The following is a 22206-nucleotide window of genomic DNA, read 5'->3' as shown; positions in this document are numbered from 1 at the left end:
GTGCCCCGGGGGGGCAAGGCCCCGTACGGGACCCGGGAGGGGATCAGCGCACGCTGCGGATGGGGAGGATCGCGAGGGCGCCGATCAGCGAGAGCGCTCCACCGACCAGGAACAGCGGGGTGTACCCGCCCAGGGTGGTGACCACGGCGGAGGCGACGAACGGGGCGATGATCTGGGGCCCGGCGTTCGCGATGTTCAGTACGCCCATGTCACGGGCGGCGTCCTCGGCCCGGGGCAGCACCAGGGTGACGAGCGCGGTGTCGACGGCCATGAAGCATCCGAAGGCCAGGCCGTTGAGCGCGCTGAAGACGAGCATGCCCGTCCACGTCGGACTGACGACGGGGACCACCATGACCAGCCCGGCGAGGGCCGCCGAGACGCCGACGAACACCTTGCGGCGGTTCCAGCGGTCGGACAGCAACCCGCCGACCACCGTGGAGACGGCCATCGCGACCATCGACACCGGGGTGAGGATCGCCATCGCGGCGGGCGGGGTCAGCCCCGCGGGGAGCGCGATGTGGTCGCCCAGGATGTAGAGCTGGTAGCCGACCACCGAGAAGTACCCGAGGACCATCAGGGCCCGCCCGATGAAGGCCCACCGGAAGTCGTGGTTGGCGAGCGCCGACAGGAAGGCCTTGAGCTGGGCTCCCTTGGGCGCGGCGGGCGCGTCCGGGTCGGGCTCGGCTCTCGGTACGTCCCGGCAGAAGGTGGTGAGGAGGAGCGCGGCTCCGGCGATGACCCCGCCGAAGACGAGGTAGCCGGTGCGCAGGTGCTCCGAGGTCTGGGAGGCGATCAGCACGCCGACCGTGCCGCCGATGGGCAGGCCCAGTCCCACCAGCGCGGACGCGGTACCGCGGCGGGCGGCGGGCACCCGGTCGGGCACGATCGCGGTGACGGCGGCCTGGTAGATGTTCATGGTCGCCTGGACCAGGCACCAGCCGATCCCGACGAACAGGGCGGTACTGACGCTGCCGAGGACGGCCAGGCCCACGAGCGAACCGATCGCACCGCCCAGCACCCAGGGGTTGCGGCGGCCGCTGCGGTCGGAGAGGGCACCGGCGATCGGGTTGAACGCGGTCGCGAAAATCGCGCTGATGCCGCCGATCAGGCCCAGCACGGCCACCTTGTCATCGCCGGCGATCGCCGCGATCTGGGTGGGCAGGAGGACGGAGCCGACGCCCATGTAGACGGCCATCATCGCGGAGTTCGCGACCAGCAGGAGGAGCATGAGCCCGCGTCCGCGGGTGGGTTCGGGATCCGCCGGGACGGGCGGGTCGATGATCTCGTTCGTAGCCATGACGACTCCTCGGGGGACGGAGCGGGGAGGTGGCGTGGGGGGACCGCCGGTGCGGTGCACGGGGAGGGCGGCGACGCCGAGGGCGCTGTCGCGCACGGGGGCGCCGCCGGGGGAACGCCGCACCGAGCGCGAGACGGCTGACGCGGTGCGATTGCTCGGCGCGGTGCGTGCGGTGCCCTGCGGTGCGGTGGGGTGGGGTCGGGATGCGGAGCGTTGGGGATGCGGTGCTGTGCGGAGCCCTGCGGTGCGGATGCGGAGCGGCGCCCAGCGGTGCGGTGTGGAGCGGCGCCCAGCGGCGCGGTGTGGAGCGCTGCCCAGCGGCGCGGTGGCGATGCGGAGCTATGCGGATGCGGTTGCTGTGCGGTGCCCTGCGGTGCGGATGCGGAGCAATGCCCTGCGGTGCGGATGCGGAGCGGTGCCCAGCGGTGCGGTGGCGATGCTGAGCGGAGCCCTGCTGTGCGGATGTGGAGCGGTGTGGTGCGGCGCCGTGCGGTGTGGCGCCACGCGGCCGAAACACGATGTTGTTACACGTGTCACTTCAGGTGCTTGGACACTGTGTAGCACCCGTTCCCCGGTCTCGCCAAGGGTTGGCACAGGTCTCCGTACAGATCGTGACCCCTAGACGAAGTCCAGTTCGATCACGTGTAACCAACCAAATGCGGCCTCCGGACGGGTCCACCCCGACCGAGAACCCTCTTGCCCTTGTGGCGACGGTCACGCTTCCGCAATACTCCGCACCGCACCGCCGTACCCCGGCGGACCCCACCACCCCGACACCCCGACCGCGATCCGACCCTCCCGGGGCCGGCGCATCCCGGGGCCAGGACGGCCCGGGCTGCCCGGCCACCTCCGGCTACACCCGGCGGCCCGGCTACCTCGGGGAGCTCTACCACCTCCGGCAAACCCCGGCGGCACCAGCCACCCGGCTTCCTCCAGGGGGCTCGAGCGGCCTGGCCAACTCCGGGAGCCCGAGCCCCCTGGCCACCTCCGACACCCCTGGGGGAGGCATAGGCGGCTGGGCGGCCTGGGCCAACTCAGGCGGCTCGACCAACTCGGGCGGCTGGGGCACCCTCCCTGCCCAGGCGACTCCGCCAACCGGAGCGGCCGGGAAACCCCTCGCAGCCAAGGTATGTCGGGCACTTTCGGCAGCTCAGAAGGCTCGGACAACCCGGACTACCCAGACGGCACGGCCACCTCCAGCCACCCCCGACGGCACGGGCTGCTCTGGTACCTCCGCAAGCTGGGGCGGCTCGGCTGCCTCCGGGGGGCACGGGCCGCATGGGCTGCTCGGCCGGCTGAGCCCGCTCGGCCGACTCGGGCGGTCCAGGCGACTGGGACCCCCGTCGCGGCCCGGGCACCTCCAGCAGCTCTGCCAACTGGGGCAGCTGGGAAACCCCCGGCAGCCAAGGCAGGTCGGGCACCCTCGGCAGCTCGGACGCGTCGGGCAAGCCGTGCTACTCAGGCGGCTCGGATCACTCGGGGAGCATCAGCCGGCCCGTCACCCTCCGCGGCTCGGGCCCCTGAGCCAAGTAGGCCGGCTCGGGGACCCACAGCGCGCTCGGGCAACTCGGCCGGTCCCGCCCCAACCAGGCCGACCCGGCCGGCCCGTGCCTACGGGGCCCTCCGGCTAGTCTCCGCACCTGGGGCGCGCCCGGCTGACCTGCGGGGACCCGTACTGCCTACGTCCCTGCCGCTCGAACCCGTACGGCACCCATCCATCCCCCTGACCCGTCGACCCGACCCCTTCCAGAAACCTGCACCCTCCCGCCTCCTTCCACACGCCACTTCCACTCGCCTCCGTACGTACGGCCGTCCGCTGCCACACCACTCGGCAGTGGGCGCAGACGCGCCCCCATCGGCATGCACGCCCCGCGCGCCTTCACGCCACCCCGCGCGCCTTCACGCCACCCCGCGCGCTCACCCCGTCTCCCCTGACCCCACCCCACCTCCGCGGATCCCCGTCCTCACCCCACCGCTCCCCGCCCCGCCCATCCCCGCCGCACACCGCGGCAGTGCGCGTCCGCACGCCGTCATCGGTGCAGCCGCCTCCGCCGCACGCCTCCACGAATCCCCTCCGCACGCGCCCTTCGGCGCGTCCGCTCCCTTCCGTCCCCGCGCTTCGCGCCCGTCCGCCGCCTTCCCACGCTCCCCCGTCATCCGGGGAGGCGGCCGCGAAAGGTTCCCCATGTCCGGTTTCCCCGGCTTCCCCAGTCACGCCGTCACGCCGCCTCCGATCCCCACCCGGCCGCCCCGGCGGCTCGTCCCCGCGCCTCCGCCCCGGCACGCTCTTGCCTGGGGCGCGGCACTGACCCTGCTGTCCGTGCTCATGGGACTGCTACTCCGCCTGGACGAACGGCCCTTCTTCCAGGGCCTCGACGACGCCTGGGCCGCTTCGCTGAAGGGGTCGCCCGCCGACACCGCCAGCGGGTTCGCCACGGTGCTCGACCGCCTGGGCGGGCCGCTGGGCACGGTCGTGCCGCTGCTGCTGATGGGCTGCCTGTGCATGTACGGACGCTGGCGGTCGGCGCTCTTCGTCTTCACCACGGCCGTCCTGGCCCAAATGCTCCTGGTGCTCCCGCTCAAGCAGCTGGCCGACCGGCCGCGGCCCCCGCACACCTGGACCCTGGTCAACGACGGCTCGTACCCGTCCGGCCAGGTCTTCAGCGCGGTGGCGCTGGTGATCGCGGCCGCGGTGGTGCTGTTCCCGCCGGGCGGCCGGCGCTGGTGGTGGCTGTTCGGCGCGGGCTACACCGGCGCCATGATGTGGAGCCGCACCTGGCAGCACGCCCAGTGGCTGAGCGACACCTTCGCCGGCGCCCTGGCCGCCGTGGGGGCCTGCCTGCTCCTGTGGCGGGCGTTCGCACCCCTGCTGGAGACGGAGGCGGAACGCATGGCGTCCGACACCCTCTGGGACTGACCGCCCCTGAGGACCGCGCCTTCCGAGCCCCGCCGACGGCCAGACCCGACCGGGCCGCCCCCGCCGTCCTGGCGGTCCGTACGGTCGGGCCGCCAGGACGGACCAACGGGCGCGCGGCAGACAGCAGTTTGACGACAGGTCCTAGCCGCGGCCCCCTCGAACCTGACGGTCCAGGAACTCGATCACCCGGGTTTCCGAACGGAGAACCCGGTCTCGTTGCTCAGGGGACAGCGAGGAGAAGAGGTCGGCCAGGACCCGCTTGCGCGGGATGTGGACCATGTTGCCGGAGTAGATCCTGCAACTGGAACACCAGGCGAATCCGATGCAGCGCTCGAACATCGAGGACTCGGGCGGGTAGACGCGGTACTGGTGCGAGCAGACGGACGTTCCGCAGGCGGCGCACGCTCGTCGACCCTCGTCGAGAACCGTGTTCCAGGTCCCGACCTTCCGCCAATGCTGCCGCCCGGCCGGTGCTCTTCACGTCGTCATGCCGAGCATTGTCCCTCACAGGAGTGCGCCCAGAGCGGCGTTTCCGATCGTGGTTCCGGCCCACTACGGACCATGGCCGCCTCGTGACCACCTTCACGGATTCCGCGCCTGAACCCCTGCAACCCCTTCAGCCCCTGCAACCCAGGCCGGACCTTCCAGGGCTCCCGGGTCGTCGGGCTGCCCGCGCTGCGACCCCGCACGCGCGGCTCGGCTCTCGCGCGGACCAGCTGCCGGCGGCTGCCCCTCGCCGGCCCGGAGGGCGTACGCCGACCAGCCCGGCTATTGCGAAACATTGACGGTCGCAGAATCGGCGGCATATTCTCGGCGGGTCGGCGCGCGTTCGGCGCGCGGCCCAGGAAGGATCGACTCATGGCACCCACCCCAGGACCCGATCACCCCGTGGCGCATCCGCCCTCGGGCCCGCTCCGCGGCGCGGTCGAGGACGGGCTCGCCGTCTTCCGGGCCGTGCCCTACGCCGCACCCCCGGTCGGTGAGCTGCGCTGGCGGCCCGCGCAGCCGCATCCGGGCTGGAGCGGCACCCGGGACGCGACCGCCGACGGGCCCAGCGCCCCGCAGATGCACATGGAGGGCGGCGACCCCGTCCTCGGCGGGCACGGTTCGCCGCCCTTCGACGAGGACTGCCTGACCCTCGACATCTGGACTCCCGCCGTCGACGACGCCCGGCGGCCGGTGCTGCTCTGGATCCACGGCGGCGGCTTCGTCTCCGGCTCCGGGTCACTGCCCAACTACTCCGGCGCGACCTTCTCCCGCGACGGAGACCTGGTCGTCGTCAGCATCAACTACCGCATCGGGCCGCTCGGTTACCTCTACACCGGCACCGAAGACGAGCCGGACGGCTCCGGCGCCAACCACTGGCTGACCGACCAGCTCGCCGCCCTGCGCTGGGTACGGGAGAACATCTCCGCCTTCGGCGGCGACCCGGATGCGATCACCGTCGCCGGCCAGTCGGGCGGCGCCGTGTCCACGGCCGCCCTCGCCGGGCTGCCCGAGGCCCGGGAACTGATCCGCCGGGTGATCCTGATGAGCCCGCCCTTCGGGCTGGACCTCCCCGCGCCCGGCGCCTACCGGGAGCGCACCGCCGCGTACCTGGAGCTCGCCGGGGTCAAGACCGTGGCCGAGCTGCGCGCCGTGCCCTGGCCCGAGCTGATCGGGGCCATGGGCGGGCTCTTCGCCCTGACGACGCGGTGGGGGTACTGGCCCACACCGTTCCTGCCCGTGGTCGACGGCGTCACCCTGCCCCGCCACCCCGCACAGGCCCTGCTGCACGGCGCCGCCGCGGACATCGAGGTGATGATCGGCTGGACCCGGGAGGAGGCCAACTTCGGGTTCGCACTGAACGAGGCCTACGGCGCCGCCGACCGGGAACAGGTGACCGCCCGGATCGCGGACACCTTCGGTCCCGAAGCCGCCCCCGGCGTGTACGCGGCGTACGAGCGCGCCCGGCCGGGGAGCGGACCGGCCGGCGTCCTGATGGACCTGATCACCGACGAGCTCTTCCGCGTGCCCGCCCTCCGGCTGGCCGAGGCGCGGGCCGCGGCGGGCCGTCCGGTGTGGGCCTACCAGTTCGACCTCCCCGCGGCCGCCTACGACGGCCGGCTCGGGGCCGCCCACTGCCTCGAACTGCCCTTCGCCTTCGCCAATTTCGACCAGTGGACCCACGCTCCCCTGACGGCCGGGCTCGACCCCGCGGTCCGGGACGGCCTCGCGCACACCATGCACGAGGCCTGGATCGCCTTCGTCCGCACCGGCGACCCGAACCATCCGGACATGCCGACGTGGAACCCGTACGAGAAGGACACCCGCACCACGATGCGCTTCGACTCCGTGGTCACCGCGCTCGACGACCTCGCCGGGGACTCCCTGCGCCTGCACGAGGGGGCGCTCGCCCGGCCCGAGTAGATCCGCCCCACCAGATCCACCCCACCAGATGCGCCCCACGACGTCCCCCGGGAGCGTCCCGCCCATTCGGGCGGGCCAGCGCTCCCTTGATCTAACTCGTGTAACCTTCGAAGGGAAGGCATCGGGCCGATCAAAAGGAGCGTCGATCGACGTCATGGCCAAAGACACTCCTGTTCCGGCGTCCCCGACCAGCGCCGACGTGGCCCGCCTCGCCGGGGTGTCCCGCGCCACGGTCTCCTTCGTCCTCAACGACACCCAGGGCCACCGCGTCGGCGACGCCGCCCGCGCGCGCGTCCTCGACGCCGCCCGCCAGCTCGGCTACGTACCGCACGCCGCGGCCCGGTCCCTGCGGGCCGGCCGCAGCAATCTCGTCCTGATGCCCTCGTCGATCTCCGCGGTCGGCCGCCTCGTCAGCGACTGGGTCGACGACCTGCACAGCGAGCTGGACCGGCACGGCTACACCGCCGTCCTGCACGCCGGGCGCTTCACCGATCCCCTCGACGCCGCCCGCGCCTGGGCCGAACTGCGTCCGGCGGCCGTCATCGCCCTCGACGGCGACCGCCTCACCGCGCAGGCCGCCGAGCTGCTGCGGCGCGCCGGGGTGCGGGGGCTGATCGCCTTCGCGGCCCGCCCCGTGCCGGGCGTGCACACCATCGGCTTCGACCACGCCCTCATCGGCGCCACCGCCGCCGAGCACCTGATCGCGCGCGGCAGGACCCGTATCGGCGTGGTCATGCCGCAGGAGCGCGGCCTCGGCCTGTTCGCCGAGCCGCGGCTCGCCGGCGCCGAATCCGTCGCCGCCCGCCACATGGCCACCGTGACCCCGGTGGAGCTCTCGTACACCCGGGAGTCCGCGACCGCACTGGCCCGGCGCTGGCGGAGCCTCGGGCTGGACTCCGTGTTCGCGTACAACGACGAGTACGCCGCCCTGCTCCTCCACGCGCTGCGGGCCGAGGGGATCTCCGTACCGCAGGACGTGGCGGTCGTGGGCTCCGACGACCTGGTCCTCTCCTCGCTCCAGGAACCTCCGCTGACCTCCATCCGCCTGGAACTGGCCTCGCCGGCCATGGTCGCCGACGCCGTGCACGAGCTGGTCGAAACGGGCACCACGGCGCCCGTACCCGACATAGAGGCGATCCTGGTCCGGCGCGAGACCACCTGAGCCCCTGAGGCCGCTTTACCTCCTGTGCGGCCTTGACCCGTTCGCTGTGCCCCCTCAAGCCCGTTCGCTGTGCCCCCTTGACCCGTTCGCACGCCTCCGTGCTCCGTCCGGGGCGTCCGCCCGCCTGTATGGATCAAGTCGGGAAGCCGACGGTGAGCGCGCGTGGTCGGGTGGGCTCGGCCGGTTGTGGTCCCCCGCCGGCCGGCCCCACAGCGCAGAAGGAGGAGTCCCCCGATGTCTCGTCGGCACGTTTCGGCCGTCCTCGGTCTCGTGGCGGGCGCGTTGGTGGCGGTCCCCGCCCCGGCCGCCCACGCCGCCACGGTGCACGTTCGCTGCTCGGTTCCCGATCTCGTCGCGGCCATCAACGCCGCGAACGGCTCGACCGGGCCGGACACCCTCCAGCTGGCACGCTCGTGCACGTACAAGCTGACCGCGCCGGACCCCGTGAACCCCGGCAACGGGCTGCCGGTGATCACCAGTGAGATCACCATCGACGGGCGGGGAGCCACGATCAGGCGGGACGAGCGCGGGCACGAGGTGCCGAAGTTCCGGATCCTCCTCGTCGGCCCCGCGGGAAACCTCACGCTCACCCGGACGACGATCAGCGGCGGCTTCGCCACGGACTGCCCCGCCTTCCCCGACCCCCCGGGGCTGGCCTGCGGCGGCGGCATCTCCAACACCGGCAAGATGAGCGTGACCCGCAGCAAGATCACCGACAACACGTCCCGGTCCGACGTGTTCGCCCAGGGCGGCGGTATCGACAACCCGGGCACCGGAAGCGTGAGCGAGACCGAGGTGACCGGAAACCACGTCGTCTACAGCGGCAGCGACATCGGCAGCGGCGCCGCGGGCGGTGCCATCGCCAACGACGGTCCGCTCACGGTCACCGACTCGCGGCTGACCGGGAACACGACGACCGTCACCGAGGACACCCAGAGCTTCGCGTTCGGGGCCGGCATCATCAGCTTCGCCGAGACCACGGTCGAGAACACGGTCATCAGCAAGAACCGCTCCTTCGCCCGGGGCGGGTTCGCGCGCGCCACCGTCTCCAACGGCATCCCGGCGCCGGGCAGGATGACCATCAGCGGCGGCTCCATCACGGACAACACCTCGGACGCACCGAACGGTGTCGCCCAGGGCGCCGGCATCGCCAACAACGCGCTGATGACCGTGAGCGGCGTGAAGATCAGCGGCAACCGGGCCATCGCCGAGAACGGCACGGCCCGCGGCGGCGGTGTCCGCGTGGGCCCCTTCGGCACCCTCGACCTGACCGACAGCCACATCACCGGCAACACCGCGGAGGCGGCGGGCGGCACGGCTCAGGGCGGCGGCCTCGACAACCCCCACGGCGGCAGCCTGACGGCCAAGCGCAACGAGGTCCTGCGCAACACGGTCACCGCGAAGAACGGCACCGCGCAGGGCGGTGGGCTCTACCACGCCGGGGGCCCCGAGGGGCTGGGCCGCACGACGCTGGAGCAGAACACCCTCACCAACAACCGGGCGGGTGACGGCGGCGGCATCTTCAAGGCGTCCGACGGCCTCGCCCTGAACGGCGACGAGGTCCGCGCCAACCGGCCGAACAACTGCAGCCCGGCCGGCACGGTCCCCGGCTGCACCGGCTGACGGATCCCTCAGGACGGCACCGGCGGCGGGCGCTCCGAAACACGGGGGCGCCCGCCGCCGGTGCCGTCCTTTCGCGGCTGGGCCGGACCTCAGACGCCCAGGTGGCGGGCGAGGAAGGCCACGCTGTCGGCGACGATGCGGCCGATGTCGGGCGAGCCGAGGAAGATGTGGTCGGCGCCTTCCACGGGGGTCAGGACGACCTCGCCCCCGGCCTTCACGAGGGCCGCGGCGAGTTCCTCGCTCTGGCTGTACGGGACCAGTCCGTCAAGGGTTCCGTGCACCAGGAGGAACGGCGGCGGCTCGGAGCCCTCGACCGCGTACGTGACCGGGCTCGCGGCCCGCGCCAGCTCCGGGCTCTCGGCGACGGACGCGCCGAGGAGGGCTTCGTACGGGTCGGGGAACTCGACTCCGCCGGGCAGCGGCGGGAACGCCGGCATGGGGTGCTCGGAGAGGGTGACCAGGTCGGAGACCCCGTACCAGTCGACGACGGCGTTGACGGCGGTGTCGCCGGTGCCCACTCCGTGCGTGCCTTCCAGCGCCGCGGCGTCCGGGGTGTCGGCGCCGACGACCCCGGCGAGGGCCGCCAGGTGGCCGCCGGCGGACTCGCCCCAGACCCCGATCCGGTCCGGGTCGACGCCCAGCACGGAGGCGAACCGCCGGACGTAGCGGATCGCGGCCTTCACGTCGTGCAGCTGGGCCGGGAAGGGGGCCTCCAGGCTGTGCCGGTAGTCGATGGAGACGAGGGCCAGCCCCGCAGCCAGGACCGACCCGTGCAGCAGCTCGACGGGCACGGTCGGCGGCGGATAGCGCCGGTCGCCGTCCAGCCAGCCGCCGCCGTGGATCCAGACCACCGCCGGGAAGGGCCCGTCACCCGCGGGCACCTGCACGTCGAGCAGCCGGGGGCGGTAGCCGGGCGAGGTCGCGTAGGTGATCCCCTCGAAGCGGCGGCCCCCGTACGCGTCCACGACGGCGGACACGGGGGTCCGGAACGGAGGCGGCGGCCAGGTCATGTCCGCCGTATCGATCGCGGCGGGGGGCGATTGCGTCATTGCGGCCCTTCCAATCTTCTCGGCCCGGGGGCCGACGGGTCCAGATGCGGGTCTGCGGGTCCGGCCAGAGCCGCGCGAGCAGGACGGACAAAGCTTCGTAACGTATGTCCGAAATGCTTGCGCGGGCCGGGGAGGACCCTTAGCGTGTTACACGTGTAATCACGACTCTAGCGACGCGTTTCCGCAGACCACAAGAGCACGGGCAGTCCCAGTTCCCCGGCAGTTACACGAGCCACCGCGCGAATGTCGTCGCCTTCCCCCCACGGGAGCACGCCATGCTCACCTCCACACCCCCCGCCATCCGACCCGCCGCCGACCCGGACACCCCAGCCGCCCCGGCCGCCCCGGACACCCCGACCTCCGCAGCCGCCACGGCCGCCGCGACGTCCGCGGCCTCCGCCCGGGCCCGCGGCTTCGGCCGCTGGGCCGCCGAGCCCACCGCGGCGACGGTCCCCCTGATCCGCTCCCGCGTGCGCTCGGTGCTCGAGGGCTGGGAAGTCGCCGCCGAGACGGCGGACGTCCTGCTGCTGGCCGTGAGCGAGCTGGCCGGGAACGTCGTCCTGCACGCCGCCGGCGCGGGCCGCCTGCGCGTCGAGGTCTCCCTGCGAGGGGGATGGCTCCAGCTGGAGGTCGCCGACGGCGCCCCTTCGCTGCCGCGGCTGCCGCACCCGCGGGACGAAGTGGACCAGGACGCCGAGAACGGGCGCGGCCTGCTGATCGTGCACCTGATGGCCACCGAGGCGGGCGGTCAACTAAGCGTCTGGGCGGATGAGTTCGGCAAATCCGTACGGGTGCGCGTACCGGCCGCCTGACGCCCGGATCGGCACGCGCATCGCCCCGGAGCGGGGGCCCCGAGGGGCCGAGAGGGGCCATCCGAGAGGCACCGGGAGCGCGCCGGAGAAGCGATCCGCCTCACAGAAATATGGCGAGGAATTGACGCCCGCCAATTTATCGAGATACTTGCCCCATCTCCCCTGCTGCTCCCTGATTGAGGTGCCGCCCCATGGAGCTCTCCCCTTCGGCGCACGCCGACACCTTCTGCCGCGACCGGCTTCCGCCGTTCGACCTCTGGCCCGAACTCCACTTCGATCTCCCGGAGTTGGACTACCCGGACCGGCTCAACTGCGCCCACAGCCTCCTCGACGACGCCGTCGAGCGCTGGGGACCCGACCGCCCCTGCCTGCTGACCACCGAAGAGCGCTGGACGTACGGCGAGCTGCAACACCGCGCCAACCAGGTCGCCCAGGTGCTCACCGAGGACCTGGGCCTGCTCCCCGGGAACCGCGTGCTGCTGCGCGGCCCGAACAACCCCTGGCTCGTCGCCGCCTGGTTCGGCGTGCTCAAGGCCGGCGGAGTGGCCGTCACCACGGTGCCGCTGCTGCGCGCCGCCGAGCTCGCCTCCCTGTGCCAGATCAGCCGCCCCGCCGTCGCCCTCTGCGACCACCGCTACCTCGCGGAAATCGAAGGAGCCGCGGCCGCCGCGGCCCACGGCGACGGCTCCGCCGAATTCGCCGCCCCGCGGGTGATCGCGTACGGCGGCCCCGGCGAGGACGACCTCGCCGTCCGCTGCTCGTCCAAGACCGGTGCCTTCACCACCGTGGACACGGCCGCGGACGACGTGGCCCTGATCGCCTTCACCTCCGGCACCACCGGGCGGCCCAAGGCGACCCTGCACTTCCACCGGGACGTGCTCGCCAACGCCGACACCTTCTCCCGGCACGTCCTGCGGCCGCGGTCCGACGACGTGTTCACCGGAACCCCGCCGCTCGCCTTCACCTTCGGGCTCGGCGGTCTGGTGGTCTTCCCGCTGCGGGTCGGGGCCGCCACCCTGCTCGTCGAGACCGCGACGCCGGGGCAGCTCGCCGACCTGGTCGCCGAGCACGGCGTGACCGTCCTGTTCACCGCACCCACCGCCTACCGCGCGATCCTGGCCGCGGGCGCCGCCGGCCGGCTGGCCGGGCTGCGCCGCTGCGTGTCGGCGGGCGAGCCCCTGCCCGCCGCCGTGTGGGAGGAGTTCCACGCCGCCACCGGGCTGCGCATCATCGACGGCATCGGCGCCACCGAGATGCTGCACGTGTTCATCTCTGCGGCCGACGGGGACATCCGCCCCGGCTCCACGGGCCGGCCCGTCCCGGGCTACCGGGCCGCGGTGGTGGACGCGAACGGGGTGCCCGTTCCCGACGGGCAGCCCGGCCTCCTGGCCGTCACCGGACCCACCGGCTGCCGCTACCTGGACGACCCGCGGCAGTCCACGTACGTCCGCGACGGCTGGAACATCACGGGCGACACCTACATCCGCGATGCCGAGGGCTACTTCTGGTACGTGGCCCGCAGCGACGACATGATCGTCTCCTCGGGCTACAACATCGCGGGGCCCGAGGTCGAGAAGGCGCTCGCCGACCACCCGTACGTGGCCGACTGCGGTGTCGTCGGGGTCCCCGACGAGCGGCGCGGCATGCTCGTCAAGGCGTACGTGGTCCTGCGCGCGGGCGTCCCGGCCGCCCCGGAGACCGTCCGCGAGCTCCAGGAGCACGTCAAGGCGGCCATCGCCCCCTTCAAGTACCCGCGTGCGGTGGAGTTCGTCACCGAGCTCCCCCGGACGGAGACCGGCAAGCTCCGGCGCGGCGAACTCCGCGCCCGCGGAGAGGAACCGGCCGAAGCCGCCCCCACCGCCGCGGCCCCGGACGACGGCGGGTGCGCCGCAGGGTGCCCCGAGGCACAGGTGCCGCACCTGCCCAGCGTCGTCGTCGAGCGCCGGGTCGAGTGGACCGACACCGACGCGGCGGGCCACTACCACCACTCCACCGTGATCCGCTGGGTCGAGGCGGCCGAGGCCGTGCTGCTGCGCCGTCTGGGCCTGTCGCACCTCTTCGGCAGCACGCCCCGGGTCCACTTCGAGGCCGACTACCGGGCCCGGCTCTGGTTCGGCGAGGCCGTGCGGACCGAGCTGCGGGTCACCAAGGTCGGCGCGAGCTCCCTCCACTACGCCTTCACCGTCCGCGGCGAGCCGGGCCCAGGCGGTACGGCGAGTCCGGACCGTACAGACGGCACCACGGACCGTACGGACGGCACAGATGGCACGGACGGCACGGTGGCCGCCACCGGCCGCATGGTCATCGCCCACTCCGCCGCCCGCGCGACCGGGACCACCCCCTGGCCGGCCGAGGTCCGCGAGGTCCTCACGAAGGCCGGACGGCAGGCCCCCGAACTGATCGAGAACAACCGAGGAGGCGCCCCGTGCGCATAGCAGTCATCGGAGGCGGGCCGGGCGGCCTGTACTTCGCCGCCCTGGCCAAGCAGATCTCCCCGCACTGGGAGGTGACCGTCTGGGAGCGCAACGCCCCCGACGACACCTTCGGCTTCGGGGTCGTCTTCTCCGACGAGACCCTCGACGGCATCGCCCAGGCCGATCCCTCCGTCCACGCCGCGATGTCGGCGGAGTTCGCCCGCTGGAGCGACATCGACGTGCGCCACCGCGGCCGGACCCTCACGTCCGGCGGGCACGGTTTCGCCGCTCTGGGCCGCCGCCGGCTGCTGCAGATCCTCCAGGAGCGCTGCGCCGCCCTGGAGGTGGACGTCCGCTACCGCACGCAGGCTCCCGCGCCGGAGCAACTGGCCGCCGAATACGACCTGGTGGTCGCCTGCGACGGCGTGCGCTCGGCCACCCGGGCCGCCTACGCCGACACCTTCGGCGCCGATCTCGACGAGCGCCCGGGCCGCTACATGTGGCTGGGCACCGACAAGGTCTTCGAGGCCTTCACCTTCATCGTCGAGGAGCGGGACTTCGGCACCCTCCAGGTGCACGCGTACCCGTACGACGACACCCGCTCCACCTTCATCGTGGAGATGGACGAGGACACCTGGCAGCGCGGCGGCTTCGCCGGGTCGGCCGGCGTCGACCTCGCGCCCGGCGCCAGTGACGAGGAGGGGATCCGCCGCTGCGAGGAGATCCTCGCCGGGCACCTGGACGGCCACCGGCTCATCCCCAACAACTCCAAGTGGCTGCGCTTCACCACCGTGCGCAACCGCACCTGGCGCCGCGGCAACACCGTGCTGCTCGGGGACGCCGCGCACACGGCCCACTTCTCCATCGGGTCCGGCACCAAGCTCGCCATGGAGGACGCCCTCGCGCTGGCCGCCTGTCTGCACGAACACCCCGACGTGGAGAGCGCGCTGGCCGCCTACGAGGGCGAGCGCAGGCCGGTGGTGGAGTCCACGCAGCGGGCGGCGCAGGCCAGCCTGGAGTGGTTCGAGAACATCGACCGGTACACCGGCCAGGACCCGCACCAGTTCGCCTTCAACCTGCTGACCCGCAGCCGCCGGGTCACCTACGACAACCTGCGGGTGCGCGACGAGGAGTTCACCACCGCCGTCAACAGCTCCGCGCCGGTCCCGCCCATGTTCCGGCCCTTCCGGCTCGGCGGCCTGCGCCTGCGCAACCGGATCGTCGTTCCCCCCATGGCCCTGTCCACGGCCACCGAGGGAGTGCCGGGCGACTTCGACCTCGTCCACCTGGGCACCCAGTCCCTCGGCGGCGCGGCCCTGGTCATCGCCGGGATGACGGCGGTGAGCGCCGACGGCCGGACCGACGCGGGCTGCCCCGGGCTGTGGACCGACGAGCAGGAGGCCGCCTGGCGGCGGATCACCTCCTTCGCGCACGGCCAGTCCGACACCTGCCTCGGCATCCAGCTCACCCACGCGGGCCGGCGGGCCGCCGGGGGGCCGCTCCTGGCCGCTTCCCCGCTGCCCTGGAACGAGGACGGCCCGGTCCCCCGCGAGGCGACCCGCGCCGATATGGACCTGGTCGTACGGGACTTCGTGCGCGCGGCCGAGCGCGCCGACCGGGCCGGCTTCGACGTCCTGGAACTCCAGTACGGGCACGGCCATTTGATGTCCGGGTTCCTCTCCCCGCTGACCAACCGGCGCACCGACGAGTACGGCGGACCGGTCGCGGACCGGCTGCGCTTCCCGCTCGAAGTGCTGGGCGCGGTACGGGCGGTCTGGCCGGCCGGAAAGGCCCTCCTGGTCCGCGTCTCGGCCGCCGACTGGGCCGAGGGGGGCCTCGACGAGGTGGACGCCGTGCACATCGCGCGCGCCCTGGCCGCGGCGGGGGCCGACGCGATCGACGTCTCGACCGGTGAGGTCGTCGCCCACGAGCGGCCGCCCTTCGGCCGCAGCTACCAGACCCCGTACGCGGACCTGATCCGCAACACCACCGGGGTGGCCACCATCGCCGTCGGTGCGATCTCCACCTACGACGACGTGAACTCCGTGATCCTGGCGGGCCGCGCCGACCTGTGCGCGGTGGGCCGCGCCCAGCTCCACGACCCCCTGTGGACCCTGCACGCGGCCGTGGCCCAGGGGTACCGCGGACCGGCCGCCCCGTGGGCCCGGTCCTGGCGGGCCGGCAGCGCGCGGCCGCCGGCGGCGCGCACCGACCGGGTGCCGCCGCGCCTCGAACTGCTGCGGCAGCCCGCCGCACCGGTGCACCAGCGATGGCTGCCGCGCGTCGCCGCGCCGGCCCTCTGAACGGAACGGCCGAGACCTCATGGAGACCCGTCACACCCGCCACACCCGCTCCCCGAACGACCTGCCCCGTTTCATCGCGGCCGCCGTCCAGGCCGCTCCCGTCTACCTCGATCCCGCCGCCACCGTCGACAAGGCCGTCGCCCTGATCGCGGAGGCCGCCGGGAAGGGCGCCGAACTCGTCGTCTTCCCCGAGGCGTTCGTCCCCGGTTACCCGTACTGGAACTGGACGATGAACCCGGTCCAGGGCTCGCCCTGGTTCGAGCGCCTCCAGCGTGCGTCCATCGACGTCCCGGGCCCGCACGTCGACACCCTGCGCGCGGCGGCCCGCCAGTACGGGGTCGTACTGGTCATCGGTGTCAACGAGCGCGCCCCGCACAGCCTGGGCGTGCTCTACAACACGCTGCTGACCATCGGCCCCGACGGCGAACTGCTCGGTGTGCACCGTAAGTTGGTGCCGACCTGGGCGGAGAAGCTCACCTGGACCGGCGGCGACGGAAGTTCCCTGCGCGTCCACCAGACCCCCGTCGGCCCGGTCGGCGCCCTCGCGTGCGGGGAGAACACCAACACCCTGGCGCGGTTCACGCTCCTGGCCCAGGGCGAACTGGTGCACGCGGCCTGCTACATCGCCCTGCCGGTGGCTCCGACCGACTACGACATGGCCGAGGCCATCGCCGTCCGTACCGCGGCCCACAGCTTCGAGGGGAAGGTCTTCTCCGTCGTCGCCTGCTCCACCGTCTCCCCCGAGATCGTCGACGCGGTCGCAGGCGAGGACGAGGCGGTCCGGGCCCTGTTCGCCCGGCCGCGCAGCGCCCTGTCGGGCATCTTCGGGCCCGACGGCCGCCCGGTCACGGAGCCGCTCGTCGACGTCGAGGGCATCGTCTACGCCGAGATCGACCTGAACCGGTGCATCCAGCCCAAGCAGATGCACGACATCACCGGGCACTACAACCGCTTCGACGTCTTCCGTCTCGAAGTGGACAACCGGCCCCGCACGCCGGTCACTTTCACCGTCCCGCAGTCCGTCCCGCTGGTCGTTCCGCAATCCGCTCCGCTGCCCGTCCCGCAGTCCGTTCCGCCCACCGCCACCACCCCCGAGGAGGACGCATGACCACCGACCAGGACGACACCGCACTGGGCCGCGCCCGGGTCTCCGACACCCCCGAACTCACCGCCTATTACGGCGAGCTCGAAGCCCTGGAGGCGGGGGCGCTGTGGACGGTGGCCAATGACATCGAGCCCTGGTACCCGCAGCCCAAGTCCGTTCCCGTGCTGTGGCGTTACGAGGAGCTGCGGCCCCTCGTGCACAAGGCCCTCGGCCTCGTCAGGGCCGACGACGCGGGCCGCCGCGTCGTGATGCTGGTCAACCCCGGCCGCAGGGACGTCAGTGCCGCCGCCGGACTCCTCTACACCGGCCTGCAGATCATGGGCCCCGGCGAGGCCATGACCGCCCACCGCCACCAGGCCGCGGCGCTGCGCTTCGTGCACGAGGGCACCGGGGCGTGGACGATCGTGGACGGCCAGAAGCTGAAGGTGGGCCCGCGCGACTTCGCGATCACCCCGAACGGCACCTGGCACGAGCACGGCAACGATGCCGCCGACGCCCCGGTGATCTGGCAGGACGGCCTCGACATCCCGCTGGTCAACGCCCTGGACGCCGGGTTCTACGAGGTGCACCCCGAGCTGCACCAGAAGCCCGGGAAGGTGGTGAACTCCTCGGTCCTGACCTACGCCGCGAACCTGCTCCCGTACGGCTCCGAGAAGTGGAGCCGCCCCTACTCCCCGCTGCTGGCCTACCCCTGGGAGCAGACCTACGAGGCCCTGCTCGGCCTGGCCTCGGCCACCGGGGGTTCCCCGTACGACGGGGTCATCGCGGAGTACACCAACCCGGTGACCGGCGGCTCGGTGATGCCCACGATGAGCGCCCACATGCAGCTGCTGCGCCCGGGCCAGGCCACGCTGGCCCACCGCCACACCGGGTCGGTGATCTACACGGCGGCCAAGGGGCGCGGTGTGTCGGTGATCGCCGGGCAGCGCTTCGAGTGGAAGCAGGGCGACGTGTTCTGCGTGCCGTCCTGGGCCTGGCACGAGCACCGCAACCTCGACCCGTCCGAGGACGCCTGCCTGTTCTCCTTCAACGATTTCCCCGTCATGCGGTCCCTCGGCTTCCACCGCGAAGAGGCGTACCCGGACAACGGCGGGCACCAGCCCGCCTCCTGAGCCGCGCCGCCGCACCGGACCGCCGGCCCTGACACCGGTCCCGGTGCGGCGGCGCACCCCGCGCCGCCGCTCTTCCTCTCCTTCCCCTCACCTCTCCCCCTTAGGAGCCCCCGATGCGCCTGGTGACCTACACGACCGCGCCGATGACCGGCACCGCCGACCGCCTGGGCGCCCAGGTCGACGGCCTGGTGTACGACCTCGCGGCCCTCGCCCTGCACGCGGGCGTCGAGCTGCCCGCCGACCTGCTCTCCTTCGTCCGGGCCGGCGCCCCCGCCCGCGAGGCGGCCGCCCGCCTGCTGGCGGGCGACCCCGCGGACCGGCCCGCCGGGGCCGTCCACCGGCTGGAGGACGTCACCCTGCGCGCGCCACTGCGCCCCGGCAAGATCATCGGGGTCGGGCTGAACTACGTGGAGCACGTGGAGGAGTCCAGCCGGAGCCTGGACACCGACAAGGACCTGCCGCCGCGTCCGGTGCTCTTCAGCAAGCCCGCCACCGCCGTCACCGGCCCCGGGTCGCCGATCCTGCACAACGCCGACCTCACGACGCAGCTCGACTGGGAGTGCGAGCTCGCCGTGGTCATCGGTACGACCGCCTTCCGGGTGACCGAGGAGGAGGCGTACGGCCACATCTTCGGGTACAGCATCGTCAACGACATCAGCGCCCGCGACCAGCGCCGGTCGGGCCAGTGGTTCTTCTCCAAGGGCCAGGACTCCTACGCCCCCTTCGGCCCGGCCGTGGTCACCGCGGACGAGGTCCCGGACCCGATGGACCTCGACCTCGAACTGCGGGTGAACGGGGTCACCAAGCAGAAGTCCAACACCCGCCACATGCTGTTCCCCATCGCCCGGCTCATCGCCGACATCAGCTCGGGGGTGACGCTGGAGCCCGGCGACGTCATCGCGACCGGCTCCCCCTCCGGCGTCGGGGCCGGCATGGTCCCGCCGGAGTTCCTCGTGCCCGGCGACACCGTGGAGGCCACCGTCGAGATCATGGGCACCCTCGCCAACCCGGTCGTCGACGCCCGCTGATCCGGCCGGACCCGCCCCGACACCCGCGACACCCCCGCCAGAGACCCGAGGAGCACCCGTGCCGCCCCGTACCTACCGCATCGGCCAGATCGTGCCGAGTTCGAACGTCACCATGGAGACCGAGGTCCCCGCGATCCTGCGCGCCCGCATGGAGATCGCGCCCGACGACCGCTTCACCTTCCACTCCAGCCGTATGCGCATGACCCATGTGACGCCGGAGCAGCTCAAGGCGATGGACGCCGATTCCGACCGCTGCGCCGTGGAACTCTCGGACGCGCGGGTGGACGTACTCGGCTACGCCTGTCTGGTCGCCATCATGAGCATGGGGCTCGGCTACCACCGTGCCTCCGAGGAACGCCTGCACACGCGCACCGTGGAGAACGGTGCCCCCGCTCCCGTGGTCACGAGCGCGGGCGCCCTGGTCCACGGGCTGCAGACCATGGGCGCCAAGAAGGTGGCCCTGCTGGCCCCCTACATGCGCCCGCTCACGCAGACCGTCGTCGACTACCTCACCCACGAGGGCATCGAGGTCCTCGACTTCCAGGCCCTGGAGATCCCGAACAACCTCGACGTGGCCGCCCACGACCCCGCCAGGCTCCCCGGCCTGGCCCGCGCCCTGGACTACGCCGACGCGGACGCGGTCGTGCTGTCGGCCTGCGTGCAGATGCCCTCGCTCGGCGCCATCGAGGAGGCCGAGCAGCTGCTCGGCAAGCCGGTGGTGTCCGCGGCTGTCTGCACCGCCCACCAGATGCTGCGCGCCCTCGACCTGGCGGCCGTCGCCCCCGGCGCCGGCCACCTCCTCTCCGGGGCGTACGCGCAGGCCCCCCTGCACCCGGGGACACCGACCGCGGGGTGACCGGAGGCGACCCGGCCGCCGCCCCTCGATAGGATCACCACCCCACACCACGGGAAGGTGATCATGTCGGACAGCCCCCTCAGGCCCAGCTCGTTGATCAGTACGGTCTACGGGGCCTTCGTGCGCGGGAGCGGCGGCTGGATCTCCGTCGCCGACCTGATCACGCTCATGTCGGAACTCGGCGTCGAGAGCCAGGCGGTGCGCTCGGCCATCTCCCGGCTCAAGAAGAAGGGCGTCCTCGAACCGGAGCGCCGCGGAGCCACCGGGTACCGGCTCAGTCCGGCCGTGCACCCCGTCTTCGACGCCGGTGACCGGCGCATCTTCGCCAGCCTCGAACCGGCGGACCTCGCGGACGGCTGGGCCATGGCCGTCTTCTCCGTACCGGAGTCCGAGCGCTCCCACCGCTACCAGCTGCGCACCAGGCTGACCTGGCTCGGCTTCGGCAACATCGCTCCCGGCGTGTGGCTCGCGCCGGGCCGGCTCCTGGAGGACGCCCGCGACATGCTCGTCCGGCTCGGACTGAGCGAGTACGTCCACCTGTTCGCCGCCGCCGACTACGCCGCGTTCAGCGACCTGCCGGAGGCCGTGAGTTCCTGGTGGGACTTCCCCGCGATCCAGGCCCAGTACGCCACCTTCACGGGCGCGTACGCACCGGTCGCCGCGAAGCTCGCCCTCCAGGACGGCATCGACGCCGCCGAGGCCTTCCGCCACTACGTGCCGATGCTCACCGAGTGGCGCCGGCTGCCCTACCTCGACCCGGGCCTGCCCGCCGAGCTGCTCCCCGCCGACTGGAACGCCGTGGGCGCCCGGCAGGTCTTCCAGCAACTGCACGAGGTCCTGGCGGGACCGGGCCTGCGGCACGTCCAGGACGTGACGGGTCCTTCCGAGGGGCGCACCACCTGAGGGAGCGCTCCCTCATGACGACTCGCGGACCACGAGGTCGTTCGGCATGACCACCCGGTCCCTGGAGCCGCCCTCGATCAGGCCCAGGAGCAGCCGCACCGTGGCCGTGGCCTGATCGGCCATGGGACTGCGCACGGAGGTGAGGGCGGGCACGGTGTAGGCGGCGGCCTCGATGTCGTCGAAGCCGACGACGGCCACGTCCTCGGGGACCCGCAGGCCCACCTGCCGCAGGGTCCGCAGGGCGCCGATGGCCATCAGGTCGTTGGCCGCGAACACCGCGTCCAGCTCCGGGTCGTCCTCCAGCAGCTGCCGCATGGCCTCGGCTCCGGAGGCCCGGGTGAAATCGCCCAGTGCCACGATGGACCGGCGGCCGGTGTCGCGCAGGGCGGCGCGGTAGCCGTCGAGGCGCTCGCGGGCCTCGAAGAGGTCCAGTGGTCCGGTGATGGTGGCGATGCGGCGCCGGCCCCGTTCCAGGAGGTGGCGTACGGCGAGCGCGGCGCCGGCCGCGTTGTCCAGTTCCACGTACGGCACGTCCCGCGCGCAGGTGCGGTTGAACGAGGCGACCGGCAGGCCCGTCCTGGCCAGGGCGGCGGGCAGGGGATCCGTGCCGTGCAGGGCGACGAGCATGACCCCGTCCACGTGTCCGCCGGCCACGTACTCCTCGACCCGGGCCCGGCTCCGGTCGGATTCGGCGAGCATGAGCACGACCTGTTTCCCGGCGGCCTCCAGCTCCCTGCTGACGGCGCGGACCACGGTGGAGAAGAGGGGGTCGTCGGAGACCACGCCCTGGGGAGGGTCGGAGACGACCACGGCCACCGCGTGGGTCCGGCGGGTGACGAGGTTGCGGGCGGCGGCGTTGGGCACGTAGCCCAGTTCGCGGACGGCGCGCATGACGACCTCGCGGATCTCGGGCGCGACCGTGGCCTCCCCGTTGACGACACGGGAGACGCTCGATCGGGACACGCCCGCGCGGGCGGCGACCACTTCCAGCGTGGGTCTTCTCATACCGGCCCGTTCCGTTCGGCGGCGCCGCCGCCGCCGGGTCGGACGGACGGCCCGCGGGGGAGCGTTCTCCCGCGATGGTGGACCGGAGCCTGATCGACTGTCAACAGACCGTGCTGTGTTGTGCATTGTCCGTCGGTGAGGGCCGGGCTGTCGACGGTGCGGGATCCTCCCTGGTCAGCACGGTTCACCGCGAGGTCCGCGGGTGCCGAGA

General features: G+C 73.0%; 15 protein-coding genes and 1 pseudogene. 13 read left to right on the top strand and 3 right to left on the bottom strand.

Annotation, left to right across the window (positions count from 1 at the left end):
- Positions 1-43: 43 nt before the first annotated feature.
- On the bottom strand, positions 44-1297 hold the full coding sequence (locus AC3IX6_RS37175) for an MFS transporter (RefSeq protein ID WP_489367709.1): 1254 nt from the start codon (positions 1295-1297) through the stop codon (positions 44-46).
- A gap of 2185 nt (positions 1298-3482) precedes the next feature.
- Between AC3IX6_RS37175 and AC3IX6_RS37170 the strand changes: the two genes are divergently transcribed.
- From AC3IX6_RS37170 to AC3IX6_RS37155, 4 genes are all read left to right on the top strand, one after another.
- Complete coding sequence (locus AC3IX6_RS37170) at positions 3483-4214, top strand: phosphatase PAP2 family protein (RefSeq protein ID WP_489367708.1); 732 nt, start codon at positions 3483-3485, stop codon at positions 4212-4214.
- 858 nt (positions 4215-5072) lie between these two features.
- The gene (locus tag AC3IX6_RS37165; RefSeq protein ID WP_489367707.1) at positions 5073-6623 is read left to right on the top strand and encodes a carboxylesterase/lipase family protein; all 1551 of its coding nucleotides are present in this window, start codon (positions 5073-5075) and stop codon (positions 6621-6623) included.
- Between the two features lie 154 nt (positions 6624-6777).
- Positions 6778-7785: a LacI family DNA-binding transcriptional regulator gene (locus AC3IX6_RS37160; RefSeq protein ID WP_489367706.1), complete on the top strand. Its 1008-nt coding sequence runs from the start codon at positions 6778-6780 to the stop codon at positions 7783-7785.
- Between the two features lie 234 nt (positions 7786-8019).
- A complete protein-coding gene (locus AC3IX6_RS37155; RefSeq protein ID WP_489367705.1) occupies positions 8020-9408 on the top strand; it encodes a hypothetical protein in 1389 nt (462 codons plus the stop codon).
- A gap of 89 nt (positions 9409-9497) precedes the next feature.
- Here the strand turns inward: AC3IX6_RS37155 and AC3IX6_RS37150 are convergent, their stop codons facing one another.
- The gene (locus tag AC3IX6_RS37150) at positions 9498-10457 is read right to left on the bottom strand and encodes an alpha/beta hydrolase fold domain-containing protein (RefSeq protein ID WP_489367704.1); all 960 of its coding nucleotides are present in this window, start codon (positions 10455-10457) and stop codon (positions 9498-9500) included.
- A 275-nt stretch (positions 10458-10732) separates the two neighbouring features.
- Here AC3IX6_RS37150 and AC3IX6_RS37145 point away from each other — a divergent pair, with 275 nt between their 5' ends.
- The 9 genes and pseudogenes from AC3IX6_RS37145 to AC3IX6_RS37105 all read left to right on the top strand — a co-directional run bounded on the left by AC3IX6_RS37145 (position 10733) and on the right by AC3IX6_RS37105 (position 20990).
- Positions 10733-11269, top strand: coding sequence for an ATP-binding protein (locus AC3IX6_RS37145; protein WP_489367702.1), 537 nt, complete (start codon positions 10733-10735; stop codon positions 11267-11269).
- A 191-nt stretch (positions 11270-11460) separates the two neighbouring features.
- Positions 11461-13110: pseudogene (locus tag AC3IX6_RS37140) on the top strand (AMP-binding protein); the annotation flags it as partial.
- Positions 13111-13179: 69 nt separating this feature from the next.
- Complete coding sequence (locus AC3IX6_RS37135) at positions 13180-13704, top strand: acyl-CoA thioesterase (RefSeq protein WP_489371674.1); 525 nt, start codon at positions 13180-13182, stop codon at positions 13702-13704.
- Complete coding sequence (locus tag AC3IX6_RS37130; RefSeq protein WP_489367701.1) at positions 13695-15986, top strand: oxidoreductase; 2292 nt, start codon at positions 13695-13697, stop codon at positions 15984-15986. The genes AC3IX6_RS37135 and AC3IX6_RS37130 overlap by 10 nt, the downstream gene beginning before the upstream one ends.
- A gap of 19 nt (positions 15987-16005) precedes the next feature.
- On the top strand, positions 16006-17094 hold the full coding sequence (locus tag AC3IX6_RS37125) for a carbon-nitrogen hydrolase family protein (RefSeq protein ID WP_489367700.1): 1089 nt from the start codon (positions 16006-16008) through the stop codon (positions 17092-17094).
- Entirely contained in the window at positions 17091-18203 is a 1113-nt protein-coding gene (locus AC3IX6_RS37120) for a cupin domain-containing protein (protein ID WP_489367699.1), read from the top strand. Before AC3IX6_RS37125 ends, AC3IX6_RS37120 begins: the two co-directional genes overlap by 4 nt.
- 113 nt (positions 18204-18316) lie before the next feature.
- Positions 18317-19231, top strand: coding sequence for a fumarylacetoacetate hydrolase family protein (locus AC3IX6_RS37115; RefSeq protein ID WP_489367698.1), 915 nt, complete (start codon positions 18317-18319; stop codon positions 19229-19231).
- 112 nt (positions 19232-19343) lie between these two features.
- On the top strand, positions 19344-20087 hold the full coding sequence (locus tag AC3IX6_RS37110) for a maleate cis-trans isomerase family protein (RefSeq protein WP_489371673.1): 744 nt from the start codon (positions 19344-19346) through the stop codon (positions 20085-20087).
- Between the two features lie 63 nt (positions 20088-20150).
- A complete protein-coding gene (locus AC3IX6_RS37105) occupies positions 20151-20990 on the top strand; it encodes a PaaX family transcriptional regulator (protein WP_489367697.1) in 840 nt (279 codons plus the stop codon).
- 12 nt (positions 20991-21002) lie between these two features.
- Here AC3IX6_RS37105 and AC3IX6_RS37100 read toward each other — a convergent pair whose 3' ends face one another.
- Positions 21003-21995, bottom strand: a complete 993-nt coding sequence (locus AC3IX6_RS37100; RefSeq protein WP_489367696.1) for a LacI family DNA-binding transcriptional regulator — start codon at positions 21993-21995, stop codon at positions 21003-21005.
- Positions 21996-22206: the final 211 nt, after the last annotated feature.

Source organism: Streptomyces sp. GL_141, assembly GCF_057834385.1.
The sequence above is the reverse complement of the archived record's forward strand: the minus strand, read 5'-3'. Positions and strand labels throughout refer to the sequence as shown.

What these genes read in the sequence shown, in the direction of transcription:
- AC3IX6_RS37115 (WP_489367698.1), top strand. Translation starts at nt 18,317, where the DNA reads ATGCGCCTGGTGACCTACACGACCGCGCCGATGACCGGCACCGCCGAC.
- AC3IX6_RS37100 (WP_489367696.1), bottom strand. Translation starts at nt 21,995, where the DNA reads ATGAGAAGACCCACGCTGGAAGTGGTCGCCGCCCGCGCGGGCGTGTCC.
- AC3IX6_RS37150 (WP_489367704.1), bottom strand. Translation starts at nt 10,457, where the DNA reads ATGACGCAATCGCCCCCCGCCGCGATCGATACGGCGGACATGACCTGG.
- AC3IX6_RS37125 (WP_489367700.1), top strand. Translation starts at nt 16,006, where the DNA reads ATGGAGACCCGTCACACCCGCCACACCCGCTCCCCGAACGACCTGCCC.
- AC3IX6_RS37170 (WP_489367708.1), top strand. Translation starts at nt 3,483, where the DNA reads ATGTCCGGTTTCCCCGGCTTCCCCAGTCACGCCGTCACGCCGCCTCCG.
- AC3IX6_RS37175 (WP_489367709.1), bottom strand. Translation starts at nt 1,297, where the DNA reads ATGGCTACGAACGAGATCATCGACCCGCCCGTCCCGGCGGATCCCGAA.
- AC3IX6_RS37120 (WP_489367699.1), top strand. Translation starts at nt 17,091, where the DNA reads ATGACCACCGACCAGGACGACACCGCACTGGGCCGCGCCCGGGTCTCC.
- AC3IX6_RS37160 (WP_489367706.1), top strand. Translation starts at nt 6,778, where the DNA reads ATGGCCAAAGACACTCCTGTTCCGGCGTCCCCGACCAGCGCCGACGTG.
- AC3IX6_RS37110 (WP_489371673.1), top strand. Translation starts at nt 19,344, where the DNA reads ATGGAGACCGAGGTCCCCGCGATCCTGCGCGCCCGCATGGAGATCGCG.
- AC3IX6_RS37165 (WP_489367707.1), top strand. Translation starts at nt 5,073, where the DNA reads ATGGCACCCACCCCAGGACCCGATCACCCCGTGGCGCATCCGCCCTCG.
- AC3IX6_RS37145 (WP_489367702.1), top strand. Translation starts at nt 10,733, where the DNA reads ATGCTCACCTCCACACCCCCCGCCATCCGACCCGCCGCCGACCCGGAC.
- AC3IX6_RS37105 (WP_489367697.1), top strand. Translation starts at nt 20,151, where the DNA reads ATGTCGGACAGCCCCCTCAGGCCCAGCTCGTTGATCAGTACGGTCTAC.
- AC3IX6_RS37155 (WP_489367705.1), top strand. Translation starts at nt 8,020, where the DNA reads ATGTCTCGTCGGCACGTTTCGGCCGTCCTCGGTCTCGTGGCGGGCGCG.